The sequence below is a fragment of the Brasilonema sennae CENA114 genome (genome assembly GCF_006968745.1).
Taxonomy (GTDB): Bacteria; Cyanobacteriota; Cyanobacteriia; order Cyanobacteriales; family Nostocaceae; genus Brasilonema; species Brasilonema sennae.
In genome coordinates this window covers 7328436-7341037 of record NZ_CP030118.1, presented here as the reverse complement: position 1 = coordinate 7341037, position 12602 = coordinate 7328436, and the positions used below count along the sequence as shown (strand labels likewise).

Genomic DNA, 12602 nt, shown 5'->3' with positions numbered 1-12602 from the left:
TAAGAGGCTGAAAGTCCTATTATACGCTGATTACACCAGTTTTTATTTAACTGAAAACTGGTAAAATCGCACTTTGGAATGGTGAAAGTTTTAGAACATCTGATCTAACTTTAAGGAGCCGTGCATCATTGTTGAAATGTTTACCATGAAACATCTGCGTTACTTGCTGCTTTTTCTGCTACTGACTACAGCAGCAGCCTGTAACCAGACTCGTGCTTCCCAAGAAGAAGCGACACCCGAATCTTCACCTTCTGCCCAACTAGCACAAAGTTCTACACAACTGAAAAATGGTATTCGTACAGAACCATTGTCACCAACACCTATCCGGATTAATGTTGCTGATTTACCAAAACCCTACGCCACTGATAGCGCCTCAAAGTCACCTGAGGTAGTACCAATTCCAGAGAACCCGACTCTGCGTGTCCCTCAAGGCTTTGTAGTTAACGTTTTTGCTGATGGTTTGGATGCACCTCGCTGGTTAGCTTTAACTCCCAACGGTGATGTTTTGGTAACTGAAACTGGGCAAAATCGTATTCGTTTATTGCGTGATACCAACGGTGATGGGGTGGCTGATGTCAAACAAACTTTTGCCACTCAAGCCAACGGACTAAATAGACCTTTTGGTATGGCTTTTGCTGGTAATTCCTTCTTTTTGGGCAACACTGATGCAGTGTTGCGGTTTCCCTACGCTAAAAATCAGCAGCAAATGACTGGTTCTGGCACAAAAATCGCTAGCCTGCCTGCTAAGGGCTACAATAACCACTGGACGCGTAATGTTGTTGTCTCACCTGATGGTAACAAGTTATATGTTTCGGTTGGTTCTGGAACTAATGTAGACGAAGAACCTTTGCCACGGGCTTCAGTGCAGGTGATGAACTTAGATGGTTCCCAGCAGCAGACTTTTGCCTCTGGCTTGCGTAACCCAGTTGGTTTAGATTTTAACCCTGTGACTAAGGAACTTTACGCGACTATTAATGAGCGTGATGGTATTGGGGATGAGTTGGTACCAGATTACTTTACACGCATTCAGCAGGGAGAATTCTATGGTTGGCCGTATACGTACTTAACAGCTAAAAATCTTGACCCACGTCAGAAGACGGGTGAGGCCAGTAAACGACCAGATTTAGCAAGTCGTACTCGTACTCCAGATGTGCTCTTTCAATCGCACTCAGCCGCCTTGGGGTTGCAGTTTTCTGACGGTAAGACATTCCCGGAAAAATATCGTAATGGTGCTTTTGTTGCTTTTCGTGGTTCTTGGAATCGCGATCGCGGCACTGGATATAAAATTGTCTTTGTCCCATTTAACACCAATGGACGTCCGCAAGGATACTATGAAGACTTTCTGACTGGATTTCTCCTAAACCCTTCTGTACCTACAACTTGGGGACGTCCTGTGGGCTTACTTACTTTACCTGATGGTAGTCTTTTAGTCACTGAAGAAGCAAATAACCGTATTTATCGGATTCAGTATAAAGGTTAGTCATCAGTGAACAGTGAACAGTGAACAGTGAACAATTGATAACTGATAACTGAAATCAAAACCAGCCTTCCTGTTCCAAAGTCTCAATCAACTGAAGTCCACGGGGGTCACCAACTCCCAAAAGGGAGGCTTTAGCGTCTTCCCGCACTCCCAAATCTTTATCTTCGGCAAAGGCTTGAATCAGTGCATCAATTGCAGTAGCATAAACGACATTAGAAGGCAGTTCGCGGCAAAGTTGTCCAATTGTCCAAGCGCAATTGCTGCGTACTGGTGCGACGGGATCTTGTACCAAGGCTGAAATCAAGGGGGGCATTGCTCCCACAACAGCTTCATATCCCACTTGTGCCATTTGTGCTAAGGCGGTAGCCGCCCACAGGCGTACTGCGGAAATATCGGTTCTTAAAGCATCTACTAGAGGTGCTAGGCTGCGGCGATCGCGACAGTTCCCCAACGCCCAAACAATTCCTTTACGTACGTAGCCATTCCAATCTCGGTTTAACTGGGCAATCAAAGGTTCCACAGCATCTAAGCTGGGGTTGCGTCCAATACCATAGGCTGCACTCACCCGTACCAAAGGACAGGTATCAGTTAATAAGCGAATCAGATGGGGGATAGCCCTAGCATCTTCTATGTCACAAAAAGCACGCGCCGCTAACATCCTTTGCTGCGGCTGTTGATGTTCTAATAATGCTAGCATCTGCTCTGGATTGGGCATTGGCGTCTCTGTTTCGGCAGTGACGGGTTCCATGTGATCCAGAGGACTTTCTAGTTCTGCTTCGACATCAAGTAAGCTTAGGTCGTCTTCGTCATACATAGTTTCAATCCCTGTTAGGGATTAAGATATAATCCCCCGTGCCAATAAGTCAATAAACCAGGGTTGACAACCCTATTCTTGTGTGTTCTCAAGAGATTTTACCATCCACAGTGATTGGGTTTGATATCCTAGCTGATTGTAAAGATTCAATGCGGCTGTGTTGGTTTGAAAGACTTGCAACCCAATTTGGTGATCACCTCTAGCCCTTGCCCAATTTTCTACATATTGCATCAAAGCTGTCCCGACACCTTGTCGTCGGTGTTCTGGCACAACGTAGAGTAAAAAGATATGAGCATGGCGATCGCCTTGGACTTGATCTATGGCATTTCCTACCCATAAACCAGCGATCGGGGATGAGGGAGGTAGGGAGGGAGAGACTCCTAATTTGGAATTTGGAATTTGGAATTTGGAATTGCTTTCTCTGCCAGCTTCTGGTGCTTCCTTTTGTTCTACTTCTACAAAATCAACCCACCAAAGGGGAGTGTCTCTGGAGAAGTATTGTTCAACTGTTTGCGCGAGATGGGAGAAGTCTTGCTGTGCAAAGGCTTCTTGGTAAGTTCGCTGCATGAATTTTACCAGCAGCGCTCTATCCAAGGTGGAACCACGGCGAATTGTGTAATTCGGTAGCAATTCTTCAGACACTTAAAGAAGGCGACAAGGTAGACAGTGTGAATAGCGGCGTATTTACAGCTCCCACTTCCCCAGTTTCTTCAACGGGTGCGGGTGCAGCCATATCAGAAGGTAAAAAGATGCGGGAACTGACTGCTACAAGAGCAATAATGAAAACTAACACTACGAAAAACGGCGCGATGTACTGACGAAATATAGCCATACTTTCATTTTGCAACGAACAGTTGATATTTGTGAGCTTTGACTAGCGCGGTTACACACTCGCAATCAAGAATGAAACAAACACCACCTCCTTCTTAAAACAGTTATCAGTTATCAGTTATCAGGGGATCAAGAAATCGCTTCCTCTGTTCACTGTTTACTGTTCTCTGTTCTCTGTTCCCTTATGGGTTAGCACTTTCAAAATCAGCAATTGCTTTTTCCCAATACCAATTTTCTGGCATATTAGGGTACTCAACCTTTGCTTGATCTACTAACCGTTGGGCAGCAGTTGCATCACCAGTTAAAGAAATGAGTCTATTTTTGAGATTTGCATCAGGTTCAGGCTGCTGTCTTCGGGAGGCTCGCGTTCTTGCTGCTGGTGAAGTTTGCGCCTGCTGTCTTCTGAACTCCCAAAATAAAACGTAATAAAGTGTACCAAAAATTATAATAAGGCTGAAAGTCCCTAAAAGAGTTAGTAAGTTAGGCGTCAAGTATCCCAGAACTAACTGGGAAAGAACGTAACCAAGTAAGACGCCAGTAATTAAAAGAATAGCTGTTGCAACAATAATGATCAGTTTTTGCCCCATAAATCCTCTTTTTCATTATCAACTCCTGGTCTGTTCATTGCTGCTGGCTTTTGGTTCCAAGGGGCGAAGAATGGCAATAGAAGTAACCCTGGCAAAGCAGCGATGATACTAATTAAGAAGAATATAGACCAACCCGTACTTTTTGCCAAACTGCCAGCTGGGGAAACCAAAATATCGCGACTGAACGCCATAATGCTTGATAATAAAGCAAATTGAGTGGCAGAAAAACGCGGGTTGCACTGACTCATCATAAAAGCTGCGAATGCTGTTGTTCCTAACCCACCACAAAAGTTTTCTACGTTTATTGTCAGCACTAAAAACTGGTAGTTTTTACCGATTTGAGCCAGGAAAAAGTAAGCTAGGTTACTCGCTGCTTGCAAAAAGCCAAATACCCAAAGGGAACGATTGATACCGATTTTACTCAAAATCACTCCCCCTGTGAGAGCACCTACAATGGAAGCAATGAGTCCCATACCTGTTTGGATTGCGCCAATATCGGTTAGGGTGAAGCCTGTTTGCAGCAAAAAGGGAGTTGCCATACTACTCAAAAAAGCATCGCCCAGTTTGTAGAAGAGGATGAACATCAAAACCAATAAGGCTTGGAGTACACCTCGACGCTGGAAGAAGTCCCCAAATGGTAATATAACCGCATCTACTAATGACTCTGGTGGGCTAATTCGCTTTGGTTCTGGTGCGAAGAGAGTGCCAAAAATCCCAATTGCCATACTTGCTGCCATCAACAAGTAAACTGATGACCACGGTATTCTATCAGCAAGTATAAGCGCCAAGGAACCTGTGAGTATGAGCGCCAGTCGATAACCCAAAACGAAAACTGCTGCACCTGCGCCCATTTCTAATTCGTTAAGGACATCAGTACGATAAGCGTCGGCGACGATGTCTTGAGTGGCGCTGAAAAAGGCAATTACTAAGGCGTTGATGGCTAAGAGTTGTAATGCTTGCTTGGGTTGTTGGAAAGCCATGAGGGCGATCGCAATTAACAACGCCATTTGTATCACAATTAACCAACCCCGCCGTCGTCCCAAAAATGGGAGTGTAAATCTATCTAACAAAGGTGCCCAGATAAATTTAAAGGAATATGGTATAGCGACTAAGCTAAACAACCCAATGGCTGTTAAATCAACTTTTTCTACTGTCATCCAAGCTTTCAAGGTGTTTCCCGTTAAGAAGAACGGCAAACCCGATGACGAACCTAATAACAACAAAGCCGCCATCTTGCGGCTTTTAAAAACTTGTAGTAATGATGAAATTGTTTGCACTGTTTTATTTGTTTCTCCTAAAGTGGAACAATTTGAGAGATCTTGTCATACTGACGGCGTAATCTGTGGCAAAGATGCCTATAAATAACGCAAAGTTTCACTATCTTATGCAGTTGGCGTTTTTCATTTTTTGGCTGAATCCTAATTTTCGTTAAGGAAATGAATTTGATGTCCTCTAATTTCTACATCGTGTTCAGCCAAGCATTTTGCCCAACCTTCACGAGTACCAATCTCGCTTTTATCCTTGAGTAGTCCTAATTCTTGTTCTTTTTGGGTAAGTTGAGCAAATTCTTGGTATAATGAATAGTTAGAGATCACAAATGTTTCTTTACGGTGAAGAATTGGCGGATTTTTCCTTTGTTCATAATCTCGGTGAGTTATGCGCAAAGTTTTTAAGTCGATCGTGATACTCGCTTTTAGTTCTGGATGGGCATCAGTATCAAATTCCGGATAGAACAGGTAGGATATTCGTGGCTCATCTGTACAAAACTTTATCAGCGTTGTGTCATCGACACTTCCAACAGTGCGACTTGCGCAGCCTTCGTAAATTCGCAGCAAGGGATCGAGTTCACTAAGGGCTGAAACATGGACGTAAAGGGCGCTACGAGTGTGTTTGCCAATTTTACTTTTTTCGCAAGCTGTTTGGACGACTCCGGTTTTACCCAAACTGAAAAGCTTAGCATCAGCAACTTCGCAAGCTTCTTCATAACTGCCAAAAAAGGCTTTGATGTCATGGCGTATTTCTCGTGGTAATTTATGGAATGTCGGGCGTTGATCGAAGTGGGTGAGAGCAAGATAAACTTGGATGTCAAGAGAACGGCGGTAGGCGATCGCATCCCATTCTGTCTCATCAGTCGCTTGCAAAACCACAGCAAAAGCACGGCGAAAGTTTTTAAATTCACTCAGCAATTCCTGTTCGTTATCCAATTCGCCTTTCACTGGAAGTCTGCCACGTTGAGTAAAAAAAGCCATCAGTGGTTCCAACATCTCTTGGTAATCCTCAAACCGCTTGGTAGGAATGCGTACCTTTGGTGTTGAGGTTCTGGAGAAAAAGCGTATTGCTTTGAATTCTTCTTTTTCGGCTTCATCTCGAAAAACAAAATACACACCCAGCGCGACTGGTACCGCATCGACATTTAGGGTTTCATCAATGTATCTTTTAAGTTCTTCTTGTTCGTAATATTTCTGAAACGTGTTGCGACTGGTGACGATACCATCACTGTAAGCAACTTGAGTCTTGCTGGGAGCATTTATCAGAACTTGAGCTGCAACAATTAAGACTTTGTGGGCGAGTTCCCAAGCTTGGCAAAGAGCTTGGCGGCGTTCCTCTGTGTCTTCAATGACGTTCAGGATGTAGCTCAAGTTCACGACATCAGCAGGAACACAGGGGGTATCTGGGTAATAGTATGGATCCCAGCCTGAACTGGTGTAGCCTAAGTTCGCTACTCGCTCCACATCGCCACCGTGTCCGCAACCGTAGTCAAAAAACGTGGTATCGTTATTTATAATTGCCCATTCTATTGCCAATCGCACAGGTCTGGACAAGTCGGTGCGAAAAATAGCGGCTTTATGGCGTTCTATTTCTACGTAACTCTCTGGCGACATAAGGATATTAAGCAAAGCACAAATAAACAGATGCTCACGGATAGTTTATCTGCGTGCATCTGTGTTAATGCTTATATCTTTTTTGTCGCTAATTCAACTAAATCTTCAATCTTCTTGATATTTGGATCACCTGCGAGGTAACCGATACCGCGATGTAGATGGAGGCGAAATTGTGTCGCCAGGGTTTCTTTGTCTGTTGGGAAGCCGTCGTTGTAGCAGCGTTGTTTGAGGGCGAGTAGGAATATATCGGACATTTCGCCACCAAAGACGCGCCATGTCATTTCGACGTTACTATCTTGAGGAATTGGTACGGGTGAGGGTGAGGTTGGTTCGGCTAAGGAACGACAAAACGCCCAACGACACAGGATGTTCCATTGGTCGATTTTGGTGTTGCGTCTGAGTTTGAGGAGTTGGTCTTTGGCTGTTTGGGAGAGTTTGATACGATCTATTGGGGTTTCCATGTTGTCTTAGAGTAATGAACCGCAGAGGCGCAGAGAACGCAGAGGAAGAGAAACAAGAGAAAGAACAGAGTTTACCAGAAGTAGCCTGGTTCAACTGTTGTCTGACGGGTGGATGAGTCGTATTTGAGGAGGTATTCGCGGGCGATCGCCTCGTTTTCTCGCAATATTTTGACTTCTTTTTTTCCTATCTCTGTATCTGTGGAAAGGAGAATGACTTGATGGCTGGCTGATGGGAAGTAACGTTCAACTAGGTTGTTGCGGTGGGAGGAGTCTAAGCGTCCGAGAGGTGTGTCAATTGCGACTGGTAAGCGACGTCCGGAAACGCGGGCTAATCCCCAGAGGAAGGCGATCGCTAAGAGTTGTTTTTCACCTGCAGAAAGACGATGTTTTGGAACGGGTTTACCTTGTACATCGTATAGCGACAGGCTGAAGGTATGAGTGTCAATTGCAACGCGATGCACTAAGTCTGATTTGTGGAGGAGATAGCGGAAGCATTCGGTAACTTCAACTTCGAGTTTGTTGAGTTTTCTGAGGGTTAATTTTTCGCGGAAAAGCTTGAGTGTTTGTTGGACTTTGGCTGCAGAGGTAATAATATGTTCGTAGTTTTTGCGGTCAATATTTTGCTTACTATATTCTTGTAAGTCCTTTTTGATTTTTTTTATTTCAGCCTCTAATTCATCACAGCTGCGTTTTGTGACTTCGCTTGCAGCTTTCATTTGAGAAACTTTATTTTGTGCTGCTTCGAGTGCATCAACTAACTGTTTATAAGCTTCTGGTTCGGCTGCCGTCTGTATTTGTCTTTCTAGAGTGACAATATCTTCTTCTTTATTTGCGAGAATGTCAATTTGTTGCTTGGCTATCTTCTTCTCATTTTGCAGGTAGTAGAAAATATTGCCCAATTGACTTAAGGTTTCAGCGTCAGCTAATAACCAGGATTCTTCTGGTTGTATCAAATTGGCTCGCAATGTCTCTTCATCTTGTTCTAAAAATGCTTTTATTTTTTCAACTTGTTCTTCAGAAATTCCTGCTTGAGTCATCCAATTGAGTAAACGTTTATCTCGTTCAAATAATATATCTCTTGCTATTTGCGCTTGTTGAATGCGAAATTCTTTTTCTCCTTGGCGTTGCGCTTGAGTCAGTAAAGGTTCAATCAACGCCAGTGGTAGAATACTATCCGCTAATTGACACATTCCCTGACGTGCTTGTTCTACGTCAGTAGTTTTTTGCTTCTTTTGTAATTCTAGTTGATTTCGTTCTGCTGCGATTTTACCGCCTTCATAAACAAATTTATCAAACGCGTCTTGCTTTTCTTTTTCTAATTCTTGTAATTCGGTTTTTAATTTTTCTAGCTGTTTCGTTTTTTCTTCGTATTCTGCTTGTTGCTGTTTTAATCTTTTTTCAATTTCCTCTATATTTACCAAATCTTTAGTATCGGCTATTTCCTTACGTTTGCGATTGACCACAATTTCTAAATCAACTCCCAAACGTTCTGCCAACTCTAGCCCCAAAAGTCCGCGAATTGCATCAACAACAATAGGTGGCGGTACTTCCTGTTCTGCAAGTTCTTTCACCTGTTCTCCATCAAAGAGAAACAAATTAGAAATTCCTAACGGAAGTAGATTTTCAATGTAATCGTCCCAAGTATTAACTAATTCTTCTCTAAGCCAATCCTCTTGTTTGGCAACGTCTAATTCCAAAATTCCTAAATTATCTTTACCATCTTTAGGATTTTTTTCCCAAGTTCGCACTATTCGGTATTTGACTGGCTGATCATTTTCAATATGTTCAAAAAGTAATTCAACCCGTGTTTTTTCAATTCCTGGAGTATGACTGTTAACGCATTGGCTAAGAAAATCACTATAGCTTAAATTACCACGGTTAGAGCATTGAGCACGAGATCCATAAAGCGCAAGGCGAATCGCATCCATCAAAGTTGTTTTGCCACCACCGTTCATTCCACCTAATAAGAGGATGGGGCGAGAATTATCATTTTCTTGTGGGTTAAGGTTGATAACTTGGCGTCCATTGTAGGGACCAAAGTTTTGTAGGACAAGTTCAACAAATATCATGTGGATAGAGACTTTGGCTAGAAAAGATACCAGGTTATTATATAGCAAAATAAAAACCATTAGGCGAATGGAATTCGCCGGGTTTCTAGTTGATTGCAATTTGATTCACCTAAAATTCAATCAACAGAATTCCTCTTTTTATATTTGATATTTCCCCAAGTTTGCGGTTTTTCTGTTTCAGAAACAGTCACATCACCCAAAGTCAACTGCTTGACTTTTTCAATATCGCCTTCACTTGCTGCGGCTTTCAAGTCTCGTTTCAAATGAGCGTTTTTAATTGCTTCATCTGGAGAACGAGAACTTGTTTCAAAACATTTGGCTAACGCATCGTAAATTCCTACACGACGCGACATTTTGCGATACTGGCGTTCTGTGTCGAGAAGCTTCGCCATGAGTTCTAAGTGCATTGCATCTTCTTCACAAATTTCTTCCAGCACCGCCCATTCATCGCTACCAAGAAGACTGTTACCAGCACCAGGACGCGGATCTATAAAAGGTTCATCTGTCACTTCTTTATAAATGCGGGGTAAACTATCATCAAATTCGTGTTTTTCTTCTAGCCAAATCCGGCGAATTTCACTCAATTCTTCTATAGTAATTAGGGTAATGTCACGCATATTTTCTGGTGCTGTGCGACGGATTTGGGTTTGCGCTTCTAGAACTTTTCTTAGCCAATGTTCACGCCAATATTTGGTATATGGACCAGGAATTGGTTCTACGGAGATTTCTCCATCCATGTTGCGTTCAAATAATGTGACTTCGCCCCAGATGCGTCGGAAGTCTCTTTTGTCACGGTCATCTTCGGCATCTAATTCATTGCGGATATCTAATAGAGGTTGCATCCATTCTTTTTCTTCGTCATTTTGAATCATCGCTTCCATCGATTTATCCTTACTAACCATTGTGCAAACCCAGCAACCAAAGCGAGAGTCGCCACAACTCGGGGTAGAAGTATCAATCACGAGGGGACATTCATTATCCGCTGTTGCACCTCGATACATGGTGAATAAATCTTTGTTGCTGTATCCCCAAGGATTCTGCCATTGGTTGAGGTAAATCCACACTTCATGAGTACGCCAGTCTTCGATGGGCAGGTAAATCAGCGAGTTCGGTCGATTGGGATTTGTATTGAGGCGATCGCGTATTCGCCAGTCTCGATGCTTTGCCATCGTTATAGCGCGTTTAACGCTTTCGGCTTTTCGTGTACCAAGCACAAGAATCACTTCACCGCTGGCACGAATCATTTCACGAATGAAGCTGTCGGCGGGTTGAATTTTCAGGCGTTCAGTACACCATCTAAATCTGTTGCGTGGTGCTGGATAACCTTTGCCAATCAAGCAAACCCAAAAAGTATCTTTGATTGCTGGATAATTTAGATGAGGTTCAATAGGCATTCCTTGTTCTTTCGCGGCTGCCTTCATCTGATCTAAAGAGTTGCGTACCCAAGCAGAGACGACAGGGTTTTCTACCAACGTATCTGTTGTAATAACATGGATTGCCTTAGTCCGTTTTTCGGGTGGGAGTTGTGCGATCGCATTCCAAATCAACTGCAAAGTTGCTGTTGAATCTTTACCACCAGAGTATCCAACTACCCAAGGAATGGCATCCAGACAGTATAATTCTTGTATTTCTGTGGTGAGTTCTTGGATATAATCAACTAACTCTGCCACAGTACGGGCTTGCTGACTTTGATTTTCTGACTGTTGTGCTGTAGCCATTTCTCCTTCCCTGTCTAAACACGGACGTTACTCACCCGAATTATATGTAGTGCTATCAAACCTTAGTATTGTAAACGTAAAGTTTTTAAAAACTTTTTCATATTAACTGAATTTTATAGAGAATTAATTTGTACCAAACCCTCCAGTTTTCAAAAACCACTATGAAGGACAGCGCATCAGACCCAACCAATGACATCGCTAGTGAGTACTTGCAACGGGAAATCAAAGACCAACAGCTACTCGCTTTACTTCTAGAGAAGTTCCTTGGGAGGAAGGATCGCATTCTGGTTCAGAAAACTGAGATGGGTGGTACTGAGGCTTATGTTGGTTCTGTCACCCTAGAATGGTTTGCGGGTCGTGTTCACTTCGCGTCTGGCTTACCCTTACTTCAAAAAAAGTACAATCCAGAAACTGATAACATCGAAATTGACGCGGATACCATTGATGAAATTCAACAGCGTCCCCTTGATTGGTCACGTCAAGCACCGCTTGTGCAGTATTTGGCAGCGCGAAAAAATCACAAGTTTCCGCCAGTTCTCGTGGTAATTAATCAACCGTGGGTGGATAATCCCAAAGCTGCTGAGTGGGATAGTCAGGGACGCGCCACAAAATCCACCACCGAATTCACTCCACTGGATAAAGATGATAAAGTCGGTCTGCTTAACCTTTCTGAAGAAAATGTCACCATTTATGCCTTGGATGGTCAACATCGATTGATGGGGGTGCAGGGTTTAATGGAGTTGATCAAAACCGGCAAACTCCAGCGATATAAGAAGGATAAAACTGCTTACGAAACTTTCATTACGTTGGCTGACTTAGTAGAACAATATCGTGTGGAACCAGCTTACCTGCAAAGCTTACCCAAGGAAAAAATTGGTATTGAGTTCATTTGTGCGGTTGCGGCTGGTGAAACCCGCGAAGAGGCAAGGCGACGAGTGAGATCCATCTTTGTTCATGTTAATTTGATGGCTGCACCCTTGAGTAAAGGTCAGTTAGCACAACTGAATGAAGATGATGGTTTTTCGATAGTTGCCAGAAAAATCGCTGTCAACCATCCGCTTTTGGAACAACAGGAAACCCGAAAGCCTCGCGTCAATTGGAATAGTGCGACAGTTGCAGCGAACTCAACAGTTTTGACAACACTGCAAGCTTTAAAAGAAATGTCTGAACGATACTTGGGGCAAAAGTACTCTCACTGGAAACCCTTGGATAAAGGTCTCATTCCCATGCGTCCAGAGGATGAGGAACTTTATGAGGGGATACAGGAATTTCACAAGTTATTCGATTCTTTGGCAACGCTTCCAAGTTATAAACTTCTTGAAGATGAGGGTACGCCTGCATTACGACGATTCAGCTTTGAGAAAGATGGCGGTGAAGGAAATATGCTTTTCCGTCCTGTTGGTCAAGTGGCTTTAGCCCAAGCTTTGGGTATTTTGGTTTTTAAGAAAGGGCTATCGAGTGCAGACATTTTTAAGAAACTGCAAAAATTCGACCGTTCCGGTGGTTTTAGCGGTATGGAGTACCCGCAATCTCTCTGGTACGGTATTTTGTATGACCCAAACAAAAAGCGAGTCCAAGTTGCTGGACGGGATCTGGCGGCGAAGTTACTGATATATATTCTGGGTGGAATTCAGGATCAGATGGAACGTGCGGAACTTCGCAAAGATTTGGCTAAAGCTAGAACTGTTGAAAATAAAACAATCGGGTTTGATGGTAAGTTTGTTGAACCCAAGCAAGTAGGACTTCCATCAGTTTTGTAA

Annotated in this window: 11 protein-coding genes; 2 read left to right on the top strand and 9 right to left on the bottom strand. The window is 43.2% G+C overall.

Going from position 1 to position 12602, the window contains the following annotated elements; all coding sequences use genetic code 11:
• Positions 1 to 145 precede the first annotated feature (145 nt).
• Entirely contained in the window at positions 146 to 1480 is a 1335-nt protein-coding gene (locus DP114_RS30585) for a PQQ-dependent sugar dehydrogenase (protein ID WP_171977914.1), read from the top strand.
• Positions 1481 to 1535: 55 nt separating this feature from the next.
• Here DP114_RS30585 and DP114_RS30580 read toward each other — a convergent pair whose 3' ends face one another.
• From DP114_RS30580 to dndC, 9 genes are all read right to left on the bottom strand, one after another.
• Positions 1536 to 2294 carry a HEAT repeat domain-containing protein gene (locus tag DP114_RS30580; protein WP_169266168.1) on the bottom strand — a complete coding sequence of 253 codons (759 nt, stop codon included), beginning with the start codon at positions 2292 to 2294 and terminating at the stop codon, positions 1536 to 1538.
• A gap of 72 nt (positions 2295 to 2366) precedes the next feature.
• On the bottom strand, positions 2367 to 2861 hold the full coding sequence (locus DP114_RS30575) for a GNAT family N-acetyltransferase (RefSeq protein WP_169266191.1): 495 nt from the start codon (positions 2859 to 2861) through the stop codon (positions 2367 to 2369).
• A 67-nt stretch (positions 2862 to 2928) separates the two neighbouring features.
• Complete coding sequence (locus DP114_RS30570; RefSeq protein ID WP_171977913.1) at positions 2929 to 3126, bottom strand: hypothetical protein; 198 nt, start codon at positions 3124 to 3126, stop codon at positions 2929 to 2931.
• 181 nt (positions 3127 to 3307) lie between these two features.
• A complete protein-coding gene (locus DP114_RS30565; RefSeq protein WP_169266170.1) occupies positions 3308 to 3712 on the bottom strand; it encodes an ABC transporter permease in 405 nt (134 codons plus the stop codon).
• The gene (locus DP114_RS30560; protein ID WP_169266171.1) at positions 3697 to 4989 is read right to left on the bottom strand and encodes an AmpG family muropeptide MFS transporter; all 1293 of its coding nucleotides are present in this window, start codon (positions 4987 to 4989) and stop codon (positions 3697 to 3699) included. The genes DP114_RS30565 and DP114_RS30560 overlap by 16 nt, the downstream gene beginning before the upstream one ends.
• A 141-nt stretch (positions 4990 to 5130) precedes the next feature.
• On the bottom strand, positions 5131 to 6594 hold the full coding sequence (locus DP114_RS30555; protein ID WP_171977912.1) for a DNA phosphorothioation-associated putative methyltransferase: 1464 nt from the start codon (positions 6592 to 6594) through the stop codon (positions 5131 to 5133).
• A 71-nt stretch (positions 6595 to 6665) separates the two neighbouring features.
• Positions 6666 to 7055 (bottom strand): DNA sulfur modification protein DndE, encoded by a 390-nt coding sequence (gene dndE, locus DP114_RS30550; RefSeq protein WP_169266172.1) that lies wholly within the window; start codon positions 7053 to 7055, stop codon positions 6666 to 6668.
• A gap of 71 nt (positions 7056 to 7126) precedes the next feature.
• On the bottom strand, positions 7127 to 9124 hold the full coding sequence (gene dndD, locus DP114_RS30545) for a DNA sulfur modification protein DndD (RefSeq protein WP_171978352.1): 1998 nt from the start codon (positions 9122 to 9124) through the stop codon (positions 7127 to 7129).
• A gap of 116 nt (positions 9125 to 9240) precedes the next feature.
• Entirely contained in the window at positions 9241 to 10842 is a 1602-nt protein-coding gene (dndC, locus tag DP114_RS30540) for a DNA phosphorothioation system sulfurtransferase DndC (protein WP_171977911.1), read from the bottom strand.
• A 161-nt stretch (positions 10843 to 11003) separates the two neighbouring features.
• Here dndC and DP114_RS30535 point away from each other — a divergent pair, with 161 nt between their 5' ends.
• Positions 11004 to 12602 (top strand): DGQHR domain-containing protein, encoded by a 1599-nt coding sequence (locus DP114_RS30535; protein WP_171977910.1) that lies wholly within the window; start codon positions 11004 to 11006, stop codon positions 12600 to 12602.